Annotated in this window: 20 protein-coding genes; 12 read left to right on the top strand and 8 right to left on the bottom strand. The window is 64.7% G+C overall.

Annotated features, from left to right (window positions below):
• Nucleotides 1-181: 181 nt before the first annotated feature.
• From PD284_RS03220 to PD284_RS03190, 7 genes are all read right to left on the bottom strand, one after another.
• Nucleotides 182-1336 carry an adenylate/guanylate cyclase domain-containing protein gene (locus PD284_RS03220; RefSeq protein WP_274626788.1) on the bottom strand — a complete coding sequence of 385 codons (1155 nt, stop codon included), beginning with the start codon at nucleotides 1334-1336 and terminating at the stop codon, nucleotides 182-184.
• Between the two features lie 21 nt (nucleotides 1337-1357).
• Entirely contained in the window at nucleotides 1358-1708 is a 351-nt protein-coding gene (locus tag PD284_RS03215; protein ID WP_274626787.1) for an MliC family protein, read from the bottom strand.
• 81 nt (nucleotides 1709-1789) lie between these two features.
• Nucleotides 1790-3379: a peptide chain release factor 3 gene (locus PD284_RS03210; RefSeq protein ID WP_274626786.1), complete on the bottom strand. Its 1590-nt coding sequence runs from the start codon at nucleotides 3377-3379 to the stop codon at nucleotides 1790-1792.
• A gap of 80 nt (nucleotides 3380-3459) precedes the next feature.
• Entirely contained in the window at nucleotides 3460-4155 is a 696-nt protein-coding gene (locus PD284_RS03205; RefSeq protein ID WP_274626785.1) for a pentapeptide repeat-containing protein, read from the bottom strand.
• A gap of 120 nt (nucleotides 4156-4275) precedes the next feature.
• Entirely contained in the window at nucleotides 4276-4800 is a 525-nt protein-coding gene (lysM, locus tag PD284_RS03200) for a peptidoglycan-binding protein LysM (RefSeq protein ID WP_274626784.1), read from the bottom strand.
• Nucleotides 4801-4911: 111 nt separating this feature from the next.
• Nucleotides 4912-5349: an alternative ribosome rescue aminoacyl-tRNA hydrolase ArfB gene (gene arfB, locus PD284_RS03195; RefSeq protein ID WP_274626783.1), complete on the bottom strand. Its 438-nt coding sequence runs from the start codon at nucleotides 5347-5349 to the stop codon at nucleotides 4912-4914.
• A gap of 88 nt (nucleotides 5350-5437) precedes the next feature.
• The gene (locus tag PD284_RS03190) at nucleotides 5438-7048 is read right to left on the bottom strand and encodes a phosphoenolpyruvate carboxykinase (RefSeq protein WP_274626782.1); all 1611 of its coding nucleotides are present in this window, start codon (nucleotides 7046-7048) and stop codon (nucleotides 5438-5440) included.
• Nucleotides 7049-7359: 311 nt separating this feature from the next.
• Here PD284_RS03190 and PD284_RS03185 point away from each other — a divergent pair, with 311 nt between their 5' ends.
• The 8 genes from PD284_RS03185 (at nucleotide 7360) to PD284_RS03150 (ending at nucleotide 15051) form a co-directional block, all read left to right on the top strand.
• Nucleotides 7360-8061 (top strand): response regulator transcription factor, encoded by a 702-nt coding sequence (locus PD284_RS03185; RefSeq protein ID WP_411956170.1) that lies wholly within the window; start codon nucleotides 7360-7362, stop codon nucleotides 8059-8061.
• 20 nt (nucleotides 8062-8081) lie between these two features.
• A complete protein-coding gene (locus PD284_RS03180) occupies nucleotides 8082-9866 on the top strand; it encodes a sensor histidine kinase (protein ID WP_274626780.1) in 1785 nt (594 codons plus the stop codon).
• 2 nt (nucleotides 9867-9868) lie between these two features.
• Nucleotides 9869-10303: an HPr kinase/phosphorylase gene (locus PD284_RS03175; protein ID WP_274626779.1), complete on the top strand. Its 435-nt coding sequence runs from the start codon at nucleotides 9869-9871 to the stop codon at nucleotides 10301-10303.
• A gap of 166 nt (nucleotides 10304-10469) precedes the next feature.
• Nucleotides 10470-10871 carry a PTS sugar transporter subunit IIA gene (locus tag PD284_RS03170; protein WP_274626778.1) on the top strand — a complete coding sequence of 134 codons (402 nt, stop codon included), beginning with the start codon at nucleotides 10470-10472 and terminating at the stop codon, nucleotides 10869-10871.
• Nucleotides 10868-11155 (top strand): HPr family phosphocarrier protein, encoded by a 288-nt coding sequence (locus tag PD284_RS03165; RefSeq protein WP_274626777.1) that lies wholly within the window; start codon nucleotides 10868-10870, stop codon nucleotides 11153-11155. Before PD284_RS03170 ends, PD284_RS03165 begins: the two co-directional genes overlap by 4 nt.
• A gap of 282 nt (nucleotides 11156-11437) precedes the next feature.
• Complete coding sequence (locus PD284_RS03160) at nucleotides 11438-12649, top strand: glycosyltransferase family protein (RefSeq protein ID WP_274626776.1); 1212 nt, start codon at nucleotides 11438-11440, stop codon at nucleotides 12647-12649.
• A gap of 3 nt (nucleotides 12650-12652) precedes the next feature.
• A complete protein-coding gene (locus PD284_RS03155; RefSeq protein ID WP_274626775.1) occupies nucleotides 12653-13900 on the top strand; it encodes a glycosyltransferase in 1248 nt (415 codons plus the stop codon).
• Nucleotides 13882-15051 (top strand): glycosyltransferase family protein, encoded by a 1170-nt coding sequence (locus PD284_RS03150; RefSeq protein WP_274626774.1) that lies wholly within the window; start codon nucleotides 13882-13884, stop codon nucleotides 15049-15051. The genes PD284_RS03155 and PD284_RS03150 overlap by 19 nt, the downstream gene beginning before the upstream one ends.
• Before the next feature lie 15 nt (nucleotides 15052-15066).
• On the opposite strand, the gene PD284_RS03145 is transcribed toward PD284_RS03150, so the two are convergent.
• Nucleotides 15067-15741 carry a class I SAM-dependent methyltransferase gene (locus PD284_RS03145; RefSeq protein WP_274626773.1) on the bottom strand — a complete coding sequence of 225 codons (675 nt, stop codon included), beginning with the start codon at nucleotides 15739-15741 and terminating at the stop codon, nucleotides 15067-15069.
• A gap of 50 nt (nucleotides 15742-15791) precedes the next feature.
• Between PD284_RS03145 and PD284_RS03140 the strand changes: the two genes are divergently transcribed.
• The 4 genes from PD284_RS03140 to PD284_RS03125 all read left to right on the top strand — a co-directional run bounded on the left by PD284_RS03140 (nucleotide 15792) and on the right by PD284_RS03125 (nucleotide 20546).
• A complete protein-coding gene (locus PD284_RS03140; RefSeq protein WP_274626772.1) occupies nucleotides 15792-16373 on the top strand; it encodes a hypothetical protein in 582 nt (193 codons plus the stop codon).
• 14 nt (nucleotides 16374-16387) lie between these two features.
• On the top strand, nucleotides 16388-19105 hold the full coding sequence (locus PD284_RS03135) for an ABC transporter ATP-binding protein (RefSeq protein WP_274626771.1): 2718 nt from the start codon (nucleotides 16388-16390) through the stop codon (nucleotides 19103-19105).
• 26 nt (nucleotides 19106-19131) lie between these two features.
• Nucleotides 19132-19584: a cyclic nucleotide-binding domain-containing protein gene (locus tag PD284_RS03130; RefSeq protein ID WP_274626770.1), complete on the top strand. Its 453-nt coding sequence runs from the start codon at nucleotides 19132-19134 to the stop codon at nucleotides 19582-19584.
• A gap of 131 nt (nucleotides 19585-19715) precedes the next feature.
• Entirely contained in the window at nucleotides 19716-20546 is an 831-nt protein-coding gene (locus PD284_RS03125; RefSeq protein ID WP_274626769.1) for an MBL fold metallo-hydrolase, read from the top strand.
• Nucleotides 20547-20551: the final 5 nt, after the last annotated feature.

Raw genomic sequence — 20551 nt, 5'->3', positions numbered from 1 at the left:
CCAAAATGCGCCGGCGGCGATCGCGATGGCCTCCATCCAAAGTGCAACGCCTTTCGCCATCCAGAGAACGGTTGACGCAGCGTCGTTCGGAGGATGCGCTTCGGCGTCCGCATCCAGCACCCCGCGACGAGGAAAACCGCGCCGCGTCTGTGCGCACAAGTCGCAGTGGGCGGATCGGGGTTCAGTAGGTGAAGACCGGCTGGCGCCCCGGGAAACCCTTGAACGCAATCCGGTCGGCAAGTCGCGCCGGTGTCCCGAGATGCGGGGCCACGACCTCGGAGGCGACCCGCCTCAGGCCGAGTGATCCGGCGGCCGAGAGCAGCCGCGCCGCATAGTTGACCGGCCGTCCGATCGCAGTGAAGTCCAGCCGGTTGGCGCCGCCTATGTTGCCGAAGTGGAAACGTCCATCGTGGATGGCGGAGCGGAAGGTGATCCGTTCTCCCACCGGCGCGTCGGCGATCGCCGCCTCGGCTTCGATGACGGACGCCCGCGCCGCCTGTGCGGCGGCGTCGAGGTCGCTGGCGTCATGCGGAAAGATCGCCAGAAAACCGTCGCCCAGGAACTTGAGGATCTCCCCGCCATGACCCTCGATGGCGGGCACCATCAGGTCGAAGGTGTCGTTGATGAGGGAAACCACCTCCGGGCCGCTCATGGCGTTGGAAAGCTCGGTGAAGCCGGCGATGTCGGTGAAAAGGATCGAGCCTTCGATCTCCTCTCCGTCACCGCGATGCACGCGCCCCTTGAGGATCTGATCGCCGCCGTTCCGGCCTACATAGGCTGAAAGGATCGTCGCGGCGTTGAGCCTCAGCAAATAGGTCTCGGTGAGCCTGGCGAGCGGCGCGTTGACGCGCTCCAGCACGGCAACAGCCTCGGGGCCGAAGCCGCCTGCGGCTTTCGTCGACCAGCTGACGGCGTTGGTTTCGCCTGTCGTGTAGATCACCGGCTGGACCAGGTAGTCCGTGAACCCGTCGGCGATCAGCTCATGCACGATCCTGTAGTCCTTCGGGCTGTCCGGATCTTCGAGCCCCCTGCGGATCGATATCTGCTTTTCGACAACGGTGGGCAACGGGTTGGCCGTGTATTCCTCCGTCGAGAACAGGCCCATCTTGCCCTGACTGACCTCCACACCCTGGTATGGGGTCCAGGTGAAGCGCCATCCGACGAGATTGGGGTGCAGCGTGTAGATAAACAGCGCGAAGCGGTCGATCGGCACTCCGGCAGCCGTCAGTTGCGTGCAGATCCGCTCGACGATGTCGCGCGCGCTGGCGCTGGGTCTGGCCCCGTCGATCATCCATTCGACGAGTTCGTCAACGAGAAGGTGATCGATCCGGCTCACGGCAATATTGCCTCCGCCAGCTCAGCTTGCGTCGGTGCACTTCGCGATTGCGGGCGCGTCGTCGCCCTTGAGGACGTCATATAGGCTGCCGTCCCTGCCCTTGGTCCACCACACATAGTTCTCGCCGGCATAGCGCACGCCCGAGGCCGAGGGCACGCGGGACATGACGACGGTGTCCTTGTCCGTCATGACCACGGCCAGCGATGTGGCGCTCGTCGTGATGTACTCGACCGTCAGTTTTGCGGGATCGCAGGCATAGGCGACCGTGCTGCGCGCGGCCTCCTCCGTCCCCGGCAGGTCGATCGTGATGCTCGTGGCATGCGCCGCGGCGGTTGCCCAAAGCAGGGCGACGATCGGGTACGCAAGTCGCATGATGGCCTCCGCAGGTCGAGCCGAGCCCTACAGGTAGGGTTCCCCGTTCGCCTTCGCCAGCCTGCGCGGTGACGCCGGCCTCTAGGCCGCGTCGCGTACCTGGTAGTCCTTCACCGCCGTGAAGCGGATCTCCTTCCAGCGCTCGACCTCGTAATTCAGTCCGAATTCATGCGGCGCCAGGAAGACCGGGTCGTTGTCGAGATCGCGGGCGATGTCGCCGCGATGCGCCTCGATGAAGCGGTTGAGTTCCAAGGGCTTGTCGGCCGTGATCCAGCGACAGACGGAAAAACGCGCCATCTCGAAATCGACGGGCAGCCCGTATTCGATGTTCAGCCTTTCCTTCAGCACGTCGAGCTGCAGCGCGCCGACGACGCCGACAATGGCGGGCGAGCCGTCTTCCGGCGAAAAGAGCTGGACCACGCCTTCCTCGGCCATCTGATGGAGGGCTTCCTTCAGCTTCTTGGCCTTCATCGCGTCGCCGAGGCGCACGCGGCGCAGGATTTCTGGCGCGAAATTCGGCACGCCGCGGAACAGGATCTCCTCGCCCTCCGTCAGCGTGTCGCCGATGCGCAAGGTGCCGTGGTTCGGGATGCCGACCACGTCGCCGGCATAGGCTTCGTCGGCGGTGATGCGGGAGCGGGCGAAGAAAAACTGCGGCGCCGAAAGGCTGATCGGCTTGCCGGTGCGCACGAGTTTCGCCTTCATGCCGCGTTCCAGCTTGCCGGAGCAGACGCGCACGAAGGCGATGCGGTCGCGGTGGTTCGGATCCATGTTCGCCTGGATCTTGAAGACGAAGGAGGTCATCTTCGGCTCCGCCGCATGGATCGTCCGCGTGTCGGCTTCCTGGTCGCGTGGGGCCGGTCCGAACTCGCCGAGCGCCTCGATCAGGTCGCGGACGCCGAAGTTGCGCAGCGCCGAGCCGAAATAGACCGGCGTCAGGTGGCCTTCGCGAAAAGCGTCGAGATCGAAGGGGCGGCAGGCTTCGCGGGCCAGTTCCAGCTCCTCGATGAAGGCGGGCCGGTCGTTTTCGGGAAGCAGACCGGCGGCCCGATTGGAATCCGGCCCGTGCACCGGCGTGCGTTCCTGCTCCTGGTCGCCGCGGCGCACCGCATTCTGGGCAAGATGATAGGTGCCGGCGAAGGTCTTTCCCTGGCCGATGGGCCAGGTCATCGGGGCCGTGTCCAACGCCAGCTTCTCCTCGATCTCATCGAGGATCTCGAAGGTGTCGCGCGCCTCGCGGTCCATCTTGTTGACGAAGGTGACGATCGGGATGTCGCGCAGCCGGCACACTTCGAACAGCTTCAGCGTGCGCGGCTCGATGCCCTTGGCGGCGTCGATGACCATGACGGCAGCGTCCACCGCAGACAGCGTCCGGTAGGTGTCGTCGGCGAAATCCTCGTGGCCGGGGGTGTCGAGCAGGTTGAAGACGTTGTTCTCGTACTCGAATGTCATGACCGAGGTGACGACCGAGATGCCGCGCTCGCGCTCGATCTTCATCCAGTCGGAGCGAGTCTGGATCTTGTCCTTCTTGGCCTTCACTTCGCCGGCGAGCTGGATGGCGCCGCCGAACAGCAGCAGCTTTTCGGTTAGCGTGGTCTTGCCGGCGTCCGGGTGCGCGATGATCGCGAATGTTCGGCGGCGGGCCACCGCGTGTTCGATGGTTTCAGACATGTCGAGAAAATCCGTTGGGCGCCGCGGTCTATAGACGGGCCAAAAAGTGGAGTCGAACGGAAAGACGACGCAACCTGTCCTCAGTCCGCTTCACCGGCCGTGCAGGGCCATCCCGAGGGGACCTTCAGATTGGCCGGCAGCTTCGTGGCGGCATCGCCGCAGGCCTCGTCGATCTGCCATTGCTCCAGGCCGACAGCCTGGCTCAGATCGAGACCTTCGACACGGGTCAAAAACAGGAAGGCCCCCGAAAGATCGATCGGCCCTTCGACCTTCGCCTTGTTGAGCTGCACGCGCGACAGGTTCGCCATGGGGAAGCGGCTGCCGGTGATCACCGCATCGGTAAAGTCCGCACGTCCGAGCTCCGCCTTCTGGAAGTCGGCGCCGGTCAGATTGGCCTCGGTAAAATCCGCTCTTTGCAGCTCCGCGCTGGCGAAGGAAGCCTCCTGCGCCGAGACCTTGGCGAAGACGGTGCGGTAGCCTTCGATCCGGGAGAAATTTGCCTTGTCCGCCCGGGACCCGGCGAGCGACGACCGGATAAGCGTGGCCTTCTCGAAATGCGCTCCCGCAAGATTGGACTGGCGAAGATCGGTGTAGCTCAGGTCCGCGCCCGACAGGTTGGCGCCTTCGAGTTGGCTGTCAGAGAGCATCAGCCTGCTCTTGTTGCATTCCTGCCAGTCGATCCCAGGCGCCGGGTCGGCCTTGCAGTCGGCGGCTTGCCCGACGGATGCCGAGAGCAGCAAGGCTAGCGCAGCGAGCGCAGTTGGCGTTGTCCGCATGCAAGGCTCCTCGTTCACACTCTGCGCGCACCGATCATAGCAGACCTCCGGATAGCTCGCGGCTCCTTCGGATCAACGACGAAGCCGCGGAATGGATCCTTCAGCCGAAGGTGAGGGGGATCAAGCCTGCTCCAAGTCCGGAATGCGCAGCACCTGACCGGGATAGATCTTGTCCGGGCTCTTCAGCATGGGCTTGTTCGCCTCGAAGATGATGGTGTTCTTCGCGCCCTTGCCCTTGCCATAGTTGGCTTCGGCGATCTTCCAGAGATTGTCGCCCTTCTTCACCGTGTAGAAAACCGGCTCCTTGGCAGGCGTCGCTGCGGCCACCAGAGCGGTCATGTCGACGGCGGAGTCAAGCTTCAGGCCGGATTCCGGGGCCACGATCTTCAGCTCGTCTGCCTCGACCTTGGAGATGCCGAGCGTGTTGCCGACCGCGATCACGGCCTTCTCGAAGATCGACTGGTCCTTCACCACGCCCTTCAGCACCGCCGTATCGCCCTTGACGACGACATCCACCTTCTCGGTGCCGAGCTTGTGGGAATCGAGCTCCTTCTTCAGTTCCTCGGCCTTGGGTGCAGCCTCTTCCTCGTCGTTCCCAAACCCGAGCTTCTTGCCGACATTCTTGACGAAATCGAACATGCCCATGTGTAAATCTCCCTGAATGCGATGTGGCAAGGTCGGCTCGACCTTACAGCAGCAACGATGAAAGTGAAGGCGAAACGAGGCGTCCGGCTGCCGCAAAAAGCTCAGACAGCGTCAATCGCCGTCGACCCGCCCGCGCAGCTTCTTGACCGTCGAGCGGCCGGCCTTCGCCTTCAGCCGCCTTTCGACGGCGCCGCGCGAAGGCTTTGTCTTCTTGCGCGGCGGCGGCGGCGGTTCCGCGGCCTTGGCGACCAGCGCCACGAGGCGGGCGCGCGCGTCGGCGCGGTTCTGTTCCTGTGTGCGGAAGCGGCCAGCCTCGATCACGATGACGCCCTCCTTGGTCGCCCGCTGGCCCGCCAGCCGGATCGTACGGTCGCGCACGCGCTCGGGCAGCCCCGGTGCGTTCTGCGCGTCGAAGCGCAGTTGGACGGCAGTCGCCACCTTGTTGACGTTCTGTCCTCCAGGACCGGAGGAACGGATGAACGTCTCCTCAAGGTCGCCTGGATGGATCACAACGTCGCGCGCGATCTCGATAGGGTCGTCGTTCGTCATGCCGCAACACATGGCGCGGCAGCGCGAAAATGAAAAGGCCCGGCGTCGCACCGGGCCTTTCTTGGCGGGATTCTCTCGGGCAGGCCGACTACTCGGCCGCTTCCCGCGCCTGAGGTGCGGCGCCCATGACCGTCGCGTCGACATGGCTCTCGAACTTCTCGAAGTTGGCGACGAACATCGACACCAGCTTCCGGGCCTGGCCGTCGTAGGCGCTGGCGTCCGCCCAGGTCGAGCGCGGATCAAGGATGCCGGTGTCGACGCCGGGGACCGCGGTCGGCACCGCGAAGCCGAAGTTCGGATCGGTGCGGAACTGGGCCGTCTTCAACGAACCATCGAGGGCAGCCGACAGCAGCGCGCGCGTCGCCTTGATGGGCATGCGCTTGCCCGTGCCGTAGGCGCCGCCGGTCCATCCGGTGTTGACCAGCCAGCAGTCGACGTCTTGCGCGGCGATGAGGTCGCGGAGCAACGCGCCGTATTCGGACGGGTGCCGGGGCATGAAGGGCGCACCGAAGCAGGTCGAGAAGGTCGCTTCCGGTTCGGTCACGCCGCGCTCGGTGCCGGCGACCTTGGCGGTGTAGCCGGACAGGAAGTGATACATGGCCTGCGCCGGGGTCAGCTTGGCGATCGGCGGCATGACGCCGAAGGCGTCTGCGGTCAGCATGATGACGTTGCGCGGATGCGGCGCACGGCCGGTCCGGCTGGCGTTCGGGATGAAGTCGAGCGGATAGGCGCAGCGCGTATTTTCGGTGCGCGAGCCGTCGTCGAAGTCGGGTACCCCCCGTTCGTCGAGGATGACGTTCTCCAGCACCGTGCCGAAGCGGCGGGTGGTGGCGAAGATCTCGGGCTCGGCCTCGGCCGAGAGCCGGATGGTCTTTGCGTAGCAGCCGCCTTCGAAGTTGAAAATGCCGTCCGGGCCCCAGCCGTGCTCGTCGTCGCCGATGAGGGTGCGCGTCGGATCCGCGGACAGCGTCGTCTTGCCGGTTCCGGAGAGGCCGAAGAACACTGCGGTGTCACCGTCCGGCCCGACGTTGGCCGAGCAGTGCATGGGCATCACGCCCCGCTCGGGAAGGACATAGTTGAGCGCTGTGAAGACCGACTTCTTCATCTCGCCGGCATATTCCGTTCCGCCGATCAGCACGATCATCCGGATCAGGTCGACGGCGATCACGGTGTCGGTGCGGCTCCCGTGACGGGCCGGATCGGCCTTGAACGACGGCAGGTCGATGATCGTCATCTTCGGCACGAAGCTGTCGAGCGCGTCGCGCTCCGGCCGGATCAGCAGGTTGCGGATGAAGAGCGAGTGCCAGGCGTATTCGGTCACGACCCGCGTCGGCAGGGTGTGTGTCGCGTCGGCGCCGCCGATCAGGTCCTGGACGTAGAGATCCATGCTTGCTGCATGGGCGACGAAATCTTCGAACAGGAGATCGAACTGGGCGCGCGAGATCGGATTGTTGTTGGCCCACCAGATCTGCTCTTCGGTCGCCGCCTCGCGGACAACATGCTTGTCCTTCGGCGAGCGGCCTGTGTACTGGCCGGTGTCAGCCACCAGCGCGCCGTGCGCCGTCAGCTTGGCCTCGCCCCGGCGGAGCGCCTCCTCGATCAGCGAATGAGCCTCGAAATTGTAGCGGACCGTGCCCGACGTCTTCAGTCCCGAAGCAGCAAGTCCGCTTTGCGGGTTGCGTTTGCCGATCTCGATCATGTGTTCCTCGCTGGTCGGTTTGTCGCGGCCTTGCAAACGGTGCTGAAAGTCGTTCGCCCGGACCCATTCGCCGTCGGAAACAGAAAAGAAAAATGAAATCAAATCATTAATCGATTTAGGAATTTTGAAATTCTTTTAAATCGTTTGTAAGATGCCGTCTGATGCGGGTAAGCATAAAGGCTGTCAGGGGTTCCCCGACGATTGGCGTGTGACTCCTAGGGGTTTACGTGCCACAATTTGTACCTAATTTGTCCTCCAATTGCGCGTCCGAAGCAGGAAGGGACGCCCGCCTCATGAGGGAGCCGAACGAAATGGCGACAATCGCGCTCGTCGATGACGACCGGAACATTTTGACATCGGTCTCGATTGCGCTTGAATCCGAGGGCTATCGTGTCGAAACCTATACCGACGGCGCCTCGGCGCTGGAGGGCCTTGCCGCGCGTCCGCCGAATCTGGCGATCCTCGACATCAAGATGCCGCGCATGGACGGCATGGAACTGCTGCGCCGCCTGCGCCAGAAGAGCGACCTGCCCGTCATCTTCCTGACCTCGAAGGACGACGAGATCGACGAGCTCTTCGGTCTGAAGATGGGCGCCGACGACTTCATCCGCAAACCGTTTTCGCAGCGCCTGCTGGTGGAGCGGGTCAAGGCGGTTCTGCGGCGCGCCAGCGCCCGCGAGGCTGCCGCCAAGCAGCCCAGCCAGCAGGCGAAGTCGCTGGAGCGCGGCCAGCTCGTCATGGACCAGGAACGCCATACCTGCACCTGGAAGGGCGAGCCCGTCACGCTGACCGTCACCGAGTTCCTGATCCTGCATTCGCTGGCCCAGCGCCCGGGCGTCGTGAAAAGCCGCGACGCGCTGATGGATTCCGCCTATGATGAGCAGGTCTATGTCGACGATCGGACGATCGACAGCCACATCAAGCGGCTGCGCAAGAAGTTCAAGGCAGTCGACGACGACTTCGAGATGATCGAAACGCTTTACGGGGTGGGCTACCGCTTCCGCGAGGCGTGAGCCGGGAGCCAGCGCCGCGGATGGCGGTCGACGTCGAGATCAGGAAGCCGGCAATGGCGGCAGGGAGGCGGGGCCGTGTGGTTCCCCGCCTGATGAGCAGGGTGACGGTGCCATTGCGCCGTCTGCTTGGGCATTACATTTTCTCGAGCCTCACCCGCCGCATCCTGTTCCTGAACCTTGCGGCGCTCGCTGTCCTGGTCGTCGGCGTCCTTTACCTCAACACCTTCCGCGACGGCCTGATCGAGGCGCGCGTCGAGAGCCTGATGACGCAGGGCGAGATCATCGCCGGCGCGATCGCGGCCTCCGCGACGGTCGAGACGGACGCGATCCGCATCGATCCCGAGAAGCTGCTTGAGCTCCAGGCGGGCGAAAGCCTCGCCCCCGGCAGCGACCAGCTCGACAGTCTGGATTTCCCGATCAACCCCGAGCGCGTCGCGCCTGTCCTGCGGCGGCTGATCTCGCCGACGCGGACGCGCGCGCGCATCTACGACCGCGACGCCAATCTGCTGCTCGACTCCCGGCATCTCTATTCGCGCGGCCAGATTCTCCGGTTCGACCTGCCGCCGGTCGAGGACGAAGGCCCGGACTTCCTCGACAAGGCTTACAAGAGGATCACCAGCTTCTTCGCGCCAAGCCAACTGCCGGTCTACAAGGAGCAGCCGGGCGGCAGCGGGTCCGCGTTCCCGGAGGTCATGCGCGCCCTGACCGGCACGCCGGGCACCGAGGTTCGCATTAGCGAACAGGGCGAGCAGATTGTCTCCGTCGCCGTGCCGGTCCAGCGTTTCCGCGCCGTGCTGGGCGTCCTCATGCTGTCCACGCAGGGCGGCGACATCGACAAGATCGTCGCCGAGGAGCGCAAGGCCATCCTGCGTGTGTTCGGCGTTGCGGCGCTCGCCAATGCGATCCTGTCGATGCTGCTGGCGTCTACCATCGCCAATCCCTTGCGCCGGCTGGCCGCCGCCGCCGTCCGCGTTCGCCGTGGCGTCAAGAGCCGGGAAGAGATCCCCGATTTCTCGGAACGTCAGGACGAGATCGGCAACCTGTCGGTGGCGGTGCGCGACATGACCAACGCGCTCTATGCCCGCATCGACGCCATCGAGAGTTTTGCCGCCGACGTCAGCCACGAGCTGAAGAACCCGCTGACCTCACTGCGCAGCGCGGTCGAGACGCTGCCGCTGGCCAAGAACGAGGCGTCGCGCAATCGTCTCATGGAGATCATCCAGCACGACGTGCGCCGCCTCGACCGCCTGATCACCGACATCTCGGACGCATCTCGTCTCGATGCGGAACTGGCGCGCGATGATGCTTCCAAGATCGACCTGAAGCAGCTCGTCGGCGATCTTGTCGCCATCTCGGGCGAGGGCGGCCGTCACAAGAAGGCGGTCGAGATCAGTTTCAAGGCTGCGAAGCTGCCGCCGGGCGCCAAGGGCTATTTCTGCATCGGCCACGATCTGCGCATCGGCCAGGTGATCACCAACCTGATCGAGAATGCGCGCTCCTTCGTTCCCGACGAGCGGGGTTACATATCGATCAACCTGTCGCGGTCGGGCAAGTTCAACATCATCACGGTCGACGACAACGGGCCGGGCATTCGCGCCGAGAACATCGACCGCATCTTCGAGCGCTTCTATACCGACCGGCCCTCGAGCGAGGCTTTCGGCCAGAACTCGGGGCTGGGGCTTTCGATCAGCCGCCAGATCATCGAGGCGCACAACGGCACGCTGACGGCCGAGAACATCCCGGGCACCAAGCCGGGCGAGGTCAAGGGCGCGCGCTTCGTCGTCACGCTGCCCGCCGAAGCGTGATCATGCCCACCGCGAACCTGCACGGCACCGCCGTCGTCCTGGGCGACCGCGGGGTGCTCATCACCGGCCGCTCCGGCTCGGGCAAGACCAGCCTGGCCTTTGCGCTGATCGAAAGGGCGCGCGCCTCAGGCCATTTCGCGCGGTTCGTCGGGGACGACCAGCTTCTTCTTGCCGTCCATGATGGAGCGCTCGTGGTCGAGGGCCCGGACACGATCAGGGGATTGGCCGAGGTGTACGGTCTGGGACCGACACGCGTCAGCTCGCAAGGTCGCGCCGTCGTCGACCTTGCGGTGGATCTCGTCGGCGTGGAATTCGCGCCGCGCTTCCAGGACGGCGCGACGAGGAGCGTGGCGGGGGTGGCCCTTCCGTCCCTTTCCTTGGCGGAAAGGGACGCGCGTGCCGCCGTGCTCGCCATTTGGGCGCGGCTTCGGATCTGACGCAACGTCAGCATGCACATCTGATCAAGAATGCGTCAAAATGGCCGACATTCGGGCAACTTTGGGCTTGTCAATGTGCTGGTCCTCGACAAGATTGCGCACTCACCGCCGGGGCGGTCAGACTATCTAGCGGCGATGAACGCGTCATGACGGGAGCCAAAGCAGAATGATCGGTCTCGTGCTGGTCACGCACGGTCGACTTGCCGAGGAGTTCCGCAATGCGGTCGAGCATGTCGTCGGACCCCAGCAGAACTTCGAGACGGTATCGATCGGAGCGGACGACGACATGGAGCAGCGTCGCCGCGACATCGTCGACGCCGTGGAGAGGGCCGACATGGGAACCGGCGTCATCGTCCTGACGGACATGTTCGGCGGAACTCCCTCCAATCTCGCCATTTCCGTGATGGAGGCCGGCCGGGTCGAGGTTATAGCCGGCATGAATCTGCCGATGCTGATCAAGCTTTCAAGCGTCCGCAAGACCGACAACATGCTGAACGCTCTCGATGAGGCGCAGAACGCGGGCCGGAAATACATCAACGTCGCCAGCCAGCTGTTGGCCAGCAAATGATCACCGCTCCGCCGCCGGTCAGCCGCGAGATCACCATCGTAAACCAGCGCGGACTGCACGCGCGCGCCTCCGCAAAGTTCGTCCAGCTCGTCAGTGGCTTTCAGGCCGACGTCACCGTCGAGAAGGATGGCGTCAAGGTCGGCGGCACGTCGATCATGGGCCTGATGATGCTGGCTGCGAGCCCCGGATGCTCAGTCCGCGTCACCGCGGTGGGTCCGGAAGCGCAAGAGGCCATCGATGCGCTTGAAGCACTGATTGCCTCGCGATTCGGTGAAGAGTGCTGATATTCGGGGTCTGCGGGGCGGGGCGGAGGCGGGTTCGATCCGGCAGGATTCGGCTCTAGGAGATTCCGTGCGGCTGGTCTAAGCTTCATCCATCATAAAGTGCTTTCCACCACATCTTGCAACGCATGCTCCCTATACGAGATCAAGTCATTCGGAGAGGAATCGGCGCCCTCGCCGCATGAAAGCCAGATTGCAGTGAGCAGTCGGCGCGTGAATTGAATCGATTGGCGGGAGCGCGCTTTGTGCAAGTTCGCCCGCCTGGTTGGAGTGGTTAAGTCGTAGATGCGGCGTTTCGAGCATGCCCGGGTTCTGATGTACAGCCACGATACGTTCGGGCTCGGCCATCTCCGCCGCTGCCGAACGATCGCTCATGCCCTGGTCGAAGACTACCGAGGTCTCGACGTGCTGATCATCTCGGGCGCGACGATTGCAGGCGCCTTCGATTACCGGGCGCGCGTCGATTTCGTGAAGATCCCGAGCGTCATCAAGCTGCGGAACGGCGAGTACACGTCGCTGGAACGGCATCGGGAACTCGACGAAACGCTGAAGATGCGGCAGGCGATCATCCGCCATACGGCCGAAACCTTCCAGCCGGACATCTTCATCGTCGACAAGGAGCCGCTCGGGCTGCGCGGCGAGGTGGAGGAGACACTCTCCTATCTCAAGACGCGCGGGACCACGCTGATCCTCGGCCTGCGCGAGGTGATGGACGCTCCACACCTGCTCGACGCCGAGTGGAAGCGGCGCGACGTGATGCGCAAGATCGGCATGTTCTATGACATGATCTGGGCCTACGGTCCGCCCGACTTCTACGACCCGCTGACTGGTCTGGACGTGCCCGCCAACGTCCGGGGGAAGATGAAGTTCGTGGGGTTCCTCCAGCGCAGCCTGTCCCACGAGCCGCTCCCCGAACATCGGCCCAGGGGCGATTACCTGCTGGTGACGACCGGCGGAGGAGGCGACGGCTCGGACCTCGTCCACAACGTCATCCACGCCTACCAGCAGGATCCGGAACTGACGCACAAGGCCCTGGTCGTGCTCGGGCCCTACATGCCGGCGAGGAAGCGCCGCAAGCTCATCAAGAAGGGCGCCCAGATTCCCTTTCTGAAGATGATCGAGTTCGACAATCGCATGGAGGAACTGGTCGCCGGCGCCAGGGCCGTGGTCGCCATGGGCGGCTACAACACCTATTGCGAAATCCTCTCCTTCGACAAGCCGGCGCTCATCGTGCCGCGGGTGAAGCCGCGCGAGGAACAGCTCATCCGCGCCCGCCGGGCCGCGGAACTCGGGCTCATCGACATGCTGCTGCCCGAGGAAGCCGAGGATGCGGTCCGCTTCGCCGCCGCGCTGAAGGCGTTGCCGGCCCGACCCCGCCCGTCCCAGAGCAACCCTGACCTGCGTCTCGAAGGTTTGGTCCATATATCGGAGATCGTGGGCGAATGCCTCGACGTCCGCTCGCGCCCGCGCCTCTCCGTCATCGAAGGCTCGAACTGATCCTTGAGCATCCGCCGGAAAATCGTGGTGGTTCTGAAGGGCTATCCCCGCCTGTCCGAGACCTTCATCGCGCAGGAGCTTCTGGGGCTGGAGCGTTCGGGCCTGGAACTCGATCTCGTTTCGCTGCGCCGTCCGACTGACGGAAAGCGCCACCCCGTGCACGACGAGATTGCCGCGCCCGTGCACTACCTCCCCGAATATCTGCACGACGAGCCGCTGCGGGTCTTGCGCGGCCTGGTCGCCGCGCTGCCCCGGGCCGCATTCTGGCGGGCGCTGCCGGGCTTTCTTCGCGATCTCTCGCGCGAGCCGACGCGCAACCGCGTCCGGCGCTTCGGGCAGGCGCTCGTGCTCGCCCGCGAGTGGCCGTCCGAAGCGGGCTGGCTGCATTCGCACTTCATCCACACGCCGGCGTCGGTCACGCGCTATGCGAGCCTGCTGCTCGGCGTGCCCTGGACCTGCTCGGCGCACGCGAAGGACATCTGGACCTCGCAGGATTGGGATCTCGCCGAGAAACTCGGTTCAGCAAGATGGACGGTCACCTGTACCAAGGACGGCCACGGGCGGCTGTCCCGGCTGGCGTCCGATGCCTCGCGGGTGCATCTGAGCTATCACGGGCTCGACCTTTCGCGCTTCGGGCCCGCCCCGGAGCAGCATTCGGCGCGCGACGGCTCCGATCCTGCCGATCCCGTAGCCATCGTCAGCGTCGGCCGCGCCGTGGAGAAGAAGGGCTATGACGTTCTCCTGCGCGCGCTCGCCAAACTGCCCGCCGACCTGCACTGGCGCTTCGAGCACATCGGCGGCGGCGACGAACTGACGGCGCTGAAGAAGCTGTCGGCAGAACTCGGCTTGACCGGCCGCGTGGTGTGGCGGGGACCTCTCGCGCAGGAGGAGGTGCTTGCGCACTACCGCAGCGCCGACCTGTTCGCGCTCGCCTGCCGCGTGGCCCAGGACGGCGACCGTGACGGCCTGCCGAATGTGCTGGTCGAGGCGGCGAGCCAGCGCCTGACCTGCGTCTCCACCGATGTCGCAGGCATTCCCGAACTGCTGGCGCACGAGTGCAACGGCTTGCTCGTGCCGCCGCAGGACCCGGCGGCGCTGGCCGCAGCGATCGAGCGCGCGGCGCGCGACCCGGCGCTGAGGTCTCGTCTTGGCGCCGCGGCCGAGCAGCGCGTGCGCCACTCCTTCGACCATCGCTCCAGCATCCGCCAGCTGACGGACCTGTTCGAGGCGGCATGGCGGGCGGAGCGATGAAGCGGGCGCGCGTCCTCTTCTATGTCCAGCATCTCCTGGGCATCGGCCATCTCGCCCGCGCCAGCCGTGTCGCCGGGGCGCTCGCCGACGACGGATTTGAAGTGAGTGTCGTCACCGGCGGCGTTCCCGTTCCCGGTTTTCCGGGAAGCAAAGTCGAGCACGTTGCCCTGCCGGCCATCACCTCGCGGGACGAGGGGTTTTCGGGTCTCGTCGACGCCGCCGGCAATGCCGTCGACGCGGCCTTCCAGGCGAGGCGACGCGACCTGCTGACCGGGCTGTTCCGAGACCGCAGGCCGGACATCCTTGTCATCGAGGCGTTTCCGTTCGGACGACGCCAGGTCCGTTTCGAGCTGCTGCCGCTGCTGGACGCGGCCGTCGCCGCGCAGCCGAGGCCCCTGGTCGCGACCTCGATCCGCGACATCCTGCAGGAGCGCACCAAGCCCGGGCGCAACGAGGAAACGGTGGACTTGGTTCGGAACCATTTCGATCTCGTACTCGTCCATGGCGATCCGCATTTCGTCCGCTTGGAAGAGACGTTCCCCCTCGCTGCCGACATCGCATCGAAGGTTGCCTACACCGGACTTGTCGCAGCTCAGCCGGCGCAGCCGTCGCACGAGCGGTATGACATCGTCGTCTCCGCCGGCGGCGGCGCAGCCGGGCGCGACCTCGTCCGAGCGGCGGTCGAAGCGTCGCGCATCCTCGACGGCGGCTTGGCATGGTGCCTGATCACGGGCCCGAACCTGCCGCAGGACGAGTATGCGGCGGCAATCTCAGGGGCTCCCGCCAACATGGCGGTCCATCGGTTCAGGAGGGACTTCGCGGCCCTGCTCGCCGCGTCGCGGCTCTCCGTCTCGCAGGCCGGCTACAACACGGTCTGCGACATTCTTCAGGCACGCTGCCGCTCGGTTCTGGTGCCTTTCGCCGCCGGCGGCGAGACCGAGCAGCCGCTCCGCGCCGCCCGTCTCGAAGCGCTTGGACTGGCCAAGGTGCTGGCCGAACGCGACGTCGCCGGTCAGACGCTCGCGGAAGCCATTCGCCGGGCGTTCGATGCGCCGCTTGCCGCAGGCCACGCTCTGGCGCTCGACGGCGCGCGCAATTCCGCGCGCATCCTGAGACGAGCGCTTGAAGCGCGCCGGGGTGTGCCGGACTGACGTCGAGGCCTCGCGCTACACCGTGCCGATGAGCATGAAGCGCGTGTACTTCTTGGTCGGAAGCGCGCCGGCGAAGCTCACCTTGGCAAGCCGGGCCAGATCGGCGAACGCGTCGATCGACGGGACGCAATTGATGTGCGTCGGCTCCGAGAAATAGTCGTTTGATTGCAAAAGCACCTGCGTGCCCTTGGGCAGCAGGTCGAGCCATCCACGGACATCCGCAATGTGCTCGCAGCTGGTGTTGACGACGAGGTCCGGCCGGGCATGCTCGTAGTCGAGCGCATACATATCCGCCGTCATCGCCGCAAAGCGTTCTCCGAATGCGTGGTTCAGAGTGCGCGCTACGATCGCGACGTCCGGGTCCAGATCGATGCTCTCGATCAGCCCGACGTCGAAGCGGGTATCGTCGAAAAGCATGGCCGCCAGCACGCCGTACCAGCCGCCGAGCACCCAGATCCTGGAGAAACGTCCGCCCGAGCTCTCGAACAGCCGGTCGCGCGCCCAAACCTTGGAGGCGACCTGCTTGTGGTTGAAGGCGGTGGCGATCTCGGCTTCCGGATGCCGCCCGATCACGCGCGCGATCCCTGAAATCAACGGGCTTTTTGTATAGGCTGCGATGCCGCGAGTGAGGTCGAAAGCATGTTCGCGCCAGTCATCGATGGCTGTGGCTGGCCGGGTAGCGTCGGTCATGGCCGTGTTGTATGTTGGCGCGCGGGGCAAGACAACAGGAATGGTCCTTCATGCATTCGTCGACGTTTCGGGCGGCTCCAGTCGAGGGCGGCATCGATCATCTGCCGCATCTGTCCGGCCCGGCCAGCGAGATCCGTCAGGTGCTCGCTGCGCATTTCGTCCGGGACTGCCCGCATATCCTGGAGATCGGCGGCCACATCCGTCCGGTCACCAGCTACCTGACCCACAATCCTCTGTCCGTCACTTCGGTCGATCCGAAGACGCCTGCCTTCGAGTCCGACGAACTCGGGGGCCGTCCCTGCAAGGTCCGTCACATCGACAAGAAATTCCAGCAGGTGGACTATACCTACGAGCCGGGCAGCTACGGCCTGGTTCTGCTCGGCTATTCGCTAAAGCCGTTCGGAAGCCGCGAGCCTCTCGGCCAGCTCCTCTTCTCCCTGATCGACAATGCGAAGCGCATCGTCATCGAATACCCTCCGGCACTCGACAGGGCGACCTCGCAGGTGCCTGAGATCGTTGCGCGGGACAACCTCGCCCAGATAGCCAGCTTCGAGGTTACGCTGGACGACGCGGCAATCGCCGGATCACCCTTCGCCAGGCGTCGCTTCCACGTTCTCGAACCTGTCGCCTAGAACGGGTCCGGCGGATGGAACGCAGTCTCGCCCGCTATATCTGGACACATACCTGGCGGCAGCAGGTCTGGATTCTGATCATCGTCGCCGTCTCGATGATCCCGTATTTCATGTCCTTCGATCTGCCCAAGCAGATCGTGAACGGGCCGATCCAGGGCGAAGGCTTCGATTCGCCGGATTCTGTGCAGCCGTTCCTCAACATCGCCTTCGATGTGCCGCTTGTCGGTCACGTGGAGCTGTTTTCCGGCTTCCAGCTGAGCCGGGAGCACACGCTCTATGCCCTGAGCTTCGTTTTCCTCTTCCTGGTCGTCATCAACGGCCTCTTCAAATTCTACATCAACACCTACAAGGGCCGCCTCGGCGAGCGCATGTTGAGGCGCATCCGCTTCGAGCTGGTCGACAGGGTGCTGCGCTTCCCGCCCTTCCAGTTCAAGCGGGTGAAGTCCGCCGAAGTGGCGACCATGGTGAAGGACGAGGTGGAGCCGCTGGGCGGTTTCATCGGCGACGCGTTCGTGCAGCCGGCGCTGCTCGGCGGCCAGGCGCTGACCGCCCTGGTGTTCATCCTGCTCCAGAACTTCTGGCTGGGCATGATCGCTGCCGTGATCGTGGCCATCCAGATCATCATCATCCCGCAGATGCGCAAGCGCCTGATCCGGCTTGGCCGGGAACGTCAGCTCACGGCCCGCCAGCTTTCCGGCAGGGTCGGCGAGATCGTCGACGGCATCGGCGCCATCCACATCCACGACACCTCGAACTACGAGCGCGCCGACATTGCGGCGCGCCTCGGCCACATCTTCAAGATCCGCTACGACCTCTACCAGTGGAAATTCCTGGTCAAGTTCCTCAACAACTTCCTCGCCCAGGTCACGCCGTTCCTGTTCTATCTTGTCGGCGGCTATCTGGCGCTGAGAGGTCGGGTCGACGTCGGCCAGCTGGTGGCGGTGATCGCCGCCTACAAGGACCTGCCGGGGCCGCTCAAGGACCTGATCGACTGGGACCAGGCGCGGCAGGACGTGCAGGTCAAGTACAACCAGGTGGTCGAGCAGTTCAGCATCGACCGGCTCGTGCCTTCCCGGGTCCAGGAGCTGTCTTCCAAGACGCCCGGACCGTTGTCCGGGCCTTTGGCCGCGTCGAACCTGTCGATCCTGGACGACAGCGGTGCCGCGCTGGTCGAGCGCGTCTCGCTGCAGGTCAGGCCGGGAGAGACCGTTGCCATCGTCAGCACGTCGACGGGCGGCGGCGACGCGCTGGCGGAAGCGTTGGCGCGGCTCAGTTGGCCCGAAAGCGGCAAGGTCACCGCGTGCGGAGACGACCTTCTCGACCTGCCGGAAGCGGTCACCGGACGGCGTATCTCCTACGCGTCATCCGATCCCTACCTGTTTTTCGGAACCCTGCGCGACAACCTGCTGTATGGCCTCAAGCACGCACCGATGGGTGAGGTCAAATATGACGGCGCCGACGCGGCGCGGCGAAAGTGGCAGGTGGCCGAGGCGGCGATGTCGGGCAACCCTGACTTCGACCCCAATGCCGACTGGATCGACTACGCGAGCGCTGGCGCGACGGGTCCCGACGATCTCATTCACGTCGTCCTGCCCGTCCTTGCGGCGGTCGACCTCTCCCGCGACATACTAGAGCTCGGCTTGCGCTCCTCCATTGATATTCAGCGTCATCCGCGTGTCGTCGAGCGCATCGTCGAGCTGCGGACGGCCATGCGCGAGCGCCTGGACAGGGAGGGTCTGAGCGGCCTCGTGGTGCCCTTCGAGCCAGGCGCCTACAACCTCGAGGCGACGGTCGGCGAGAACCTCCTGTTCGGCGCAGCAACCGGCAAGGAACTGTCGCAGAAGGAGCTCGCGGCCAATCCGTACTTCGCGAGCGTGCTTGCCGCCGACGGGCTCGACAGGGTGCTTTACGAAATGGGCCTGGATATCGCGGCGCAGACGGTCGAGCTGTTCGGCGACCTGCCGCCCGACCACCCGTTCTTCCAGCAGCTCGGCTTCATGACGGCCGAGGAGTTGCCCCTCTACCAGGCGCTCCTGCAGAAGCTGAATGGAAAGGCGTTCGAGGACGTGTCCGCCGAGGATCGCGCGAGGATCATCGCGGTCAGCTTCGAGTATATCGAGCCGCGCTATCGCTTCGGCCTGCTGACCGAGGAGATCATGAAGAGTGTGATCGCGGCCCGTCAGCGATTCTACGAGGGCCTGCCGGAAAACCTCAAGGATGCGATCGAGCCCTATGACCCGACGCGCTACACCGCGGCGGCGACCGTCATCGACAACGTGCTCTTCGGGCGCATCGGGCACAATCAGGCCGACGGACCTGAACGCATCCGTACTCTGGTGATCGGCGTCCTCGAGGACCTGCATCTTTACGACGAGGTGCTCGACGTCGGGCTCGACTACAATGTCGGCGTCGGCGGCCGTCGCATGAGCACCGCGCAGCGCCAGAAGCTCGACGTGGCGAGAGCCATACTGAAGCGCGCCGACTTCCTCATCCTCAACCGGCCTCTACTTGCGCTGGATCAACGACAGCAAGAGCACATCCTGCGCAAGGTGCTGAAGGAGGTCAGGAGGGACAATCGTGAACCGGCTGTCATCTGGGTGTTGTCAAACGCTGCGATGGCGCAATTGTTCGACCGTGTACTTGTCTTCGATTCAGGTGCCCTGGTCGAAGACGGAACGCACGAGACACTTCACGCCGGAAACGGTATCTTCAAGACATTGGTGTCGCAATAGACCGGGGACATTGGCTGGATTCGACTATGCTGCTCAAAGATGAAGTAGGAATGCTGAAGCGGGTGCCGCTGTTCTCCGGCGTCGAACCATCCAAGCTGAAGCTGCTGGCGTTCACCTCCGATCGGGTGAGCTACAATGCCGGCCAGACGCTTTTCCACCAGGGCGACGAGGGCGATGCCGCCTATGTCATCCTTTCCGGGACGGCCGATATCCTGGTCGAGTCCGATGCGGGCCCGATCAAGGTGGCGGAGCTCGAGCCGAACGCCATCGTCGGCGAGATCGCGATCCTGTGCGACGTGTCGCGCACCGCGACCGTGAAGGCGACCGACCGGCTGGAGGCGTTGCGTATCAAGAAGGATCATTTCCTGCGCATGCTGAAGGAGAATCCGGAGATGACGATCGAGATCGTCCGGGTTCTCGCCGACCGGCTGAGCCACACGACAGCCGAGCTGAGCGCGGCACGCAGCCGAAGCCATTGAATTGAGAGCGGCATTCGTCTCCCCGCCGGGCCTAGGGAATAAAACCTCTTGCCGATTGCGCGAAAAGGCCATCCCAATATGGTGCATGACGGCTGGCGAAGGGATCACGCTGGCCGAAGTGAAGGCACGGAATGGCTGAGCCAGCGTTTCAGGTTCATTTTTGGGGAGTCCGCGGGAGCATACCCGTATCGGGCGCGCAGTATGCCCGCTACGGCGGCAACACCGCCTGCATCGAGATCAGGAGCGGCAACCGACGGCTGATACTGGACGGCGGGTCGGGGCTGCGACCAGCCGGCGACGCGTTGCGCGCCTCGGGCATCGAGGAGATCGATGTGTTCCTGACGCACACCCACTACGATCACGTCATCGGGCTGCCGTTCTTTCACCCGCTCTACATGCCGTCGATCAAGCTGGTGCTTTGGTCGGGGCACATGTGGGGGCGCACGTCCACGCTGCAACTGTTCGAAGACTTCATGAGGCCCCCCTGGTTCCCCGTGAATGTCGACAGCTGCAGATGTCACCTCGACTGCCGCGACTTCGCGCCCGGCGACACCCTTTCTCCGCGCGAAGGCGTCGTCATCCGCACCGGCAGCCTGAACCATCCCGGCGGTTGCGTCGGATACCGTGTCGAATGGGAGGGCCGTTCCATCGCCCTCATCAGCGATACGGAGCATATTCCCGGCAAGCTGGATGCGACGGTGCTCGAGCTGATACGGGACGCGGACCTGGTCATCTACGACGCCACCTATACGGAGGCCGAGATGAAACGCTATCGCGGCTTCGGCCATTCGACATGGCAGCAGGGAATCAAGCTCTGCGAGGCGGCCGGAGCCAGGCGCCTCGCCCTGTTCCATCACGATCCGTCGCGCACCGACGCCGAGCTTGACGAGATCGAAGCGCAGGCCAGGGCGCGCTTTGCCGGCGCCTTTGCCGCCCGCGACGGGATGACCGTGGACCTTTAGCCGGG

The sequence above is a fragment of the Mesorhizobium shangrilense genome (assembly GCF_028826155.1).
GTDB classification, from domain to species: domain Bacteria; phylum Pseudomonadota; class Alphaproteobacteria; order Rhizobiales; family Rhizobiaceae; genus Arvimicrobium; species Arvimicrobium flavum.
Note: the sequence above shows the minus strand (reverse complement) of the source record. Positions and strands in the feature narration are given on the sequence as shown.

Excerpts from the sequence above, each read along its gene's own strand:
- PD284_RS03215 (WP_274626787.1), bottom strand. The coding sequence starts at position 1,708 with ATGCGACTTGCGTACCCGATCGTCGCCCTGCTTTGGGCAACCGCCGCG.
- PD284_RS03210 (WP_274626786.1), bottom strand. The coding sequence starts at position 3,379 with ATGTCTGAAACCATCGAACACGCGGTGGCCCGCCGCCGAACATTCGCG.
- PD284_RS03205 (WP_274626785.1), bottom strand. The coding sequence starts at position 4,155 with ATGCGGACAACGCCAACTGCGCTCGCTGCGCTAGCCTTGCTGCTCTCG.
- lysM (WP_274626784.1), bottom strand. The coding sequence starts at position 4,800 with ATGGGCATGTTCGATTTCGTCAAGAATGTCGGCAAGAAGCTCGGGTTT.
- arfB (WP_274626783.1), bottom strand. The coding sequence starts at position 5,349 with ATGACGAACGACGACCCTATCGAGATCGCGCGCGACGTTGTGATCCAT.
- PD284_RS03190 (WP_274626782.1), bottom strand. The coding sequence starts at position 7,048 with ATGATCGAGATCGGCAAACGCAACCCGCAAAGCGGACTTGCTGCTTCG.
- PD284_RS03185 (WP_411956170.1), top strand. The coding sequence starts at position 7,360 with ATGGCGACAATCGCGCTCGTCGATGACGACCGGAACATTTTGACATCG.
- PD284_RS03180 (WP_274626780.1), top strand. The coding sequence starts at position 8,082 with ATGGCGGTCGACGTCGAGATCAGGAAGCCGGCAATGGCGGCAGGGAGG.
- PD284_RS03175 (WP_274626779.1), top strand. The coding sequence starts at position 9,869 with ATGCCCACCGCGAACCTGCACGGCACCGCCGTCGTCCTGGGCGACCGC.
- PD284_RS03170 (WP_274626778.1), top strand. The coding sequence starts at position 10,470 with ATGATCGGTCTCGTGCTGGTCACGCACGGTCGACTTGCCGAGGAGTTC.
- PD284_RS03165 (WP_274626777.1), top strand. The coding sequence starts at position 10,868 with ATGATCACCGCTCCGCCGCCGGTCAGCCGCGAGATCACCATCGTAAAC.
- PD284_RS03160 (WP_274626776.1), top strand. The coding sequence starts at position 11,438 with ATGCGGCGTTTCGAGCATGCCCGGGTTCTGATGTACAGCCACGATACG.
- PD284_RS03150 (WP_274626774.1), top strand. The coding sequence starts at position 13,882 with ATGGCGGGCGGAGCGATGAAGCGGGCGCGCGTCCTCTTCTATGTCCAG.
- PD284_RS03145 (WP_274626773.1), bottom strand. The coding sequence starts at position 15,741 with ATGACCGACGCTACCCGGCCAGCCACAGCCATCGATGACTGGCGCGAA.
- PD284_RS03140 (WP_274626772.1), top strand. The coding sequence starts at position 15,792 with ATGCATTCGTCGACGTTTCGGGCGGCTCCAGTCGAGGGCGGCATCGAT.
- PD284_RS03135 (WP_274626771.1), top strand. The coding sequence starts at position 16,388 with ATGGAACGCAGTCTCGCCCGCTATATCTGGACACATACCTGGCGGCAG.
- PD284_RS03130 (WP_274626770.1), top strand. The coding sequence starts at position 19,132 with ATGCTGCTCAAAGATGAAGTAGGAATGCTGAAGCGGGTGCCGCTGTTC.
- PD284_RS03125 (WP_274626769.1), top strand. The coding sequence starts at position 19,716 with ATGGCTGAGCCAGCGTTTCAGGTTCATTTTTGGGGAGTCCGCGGGAGC.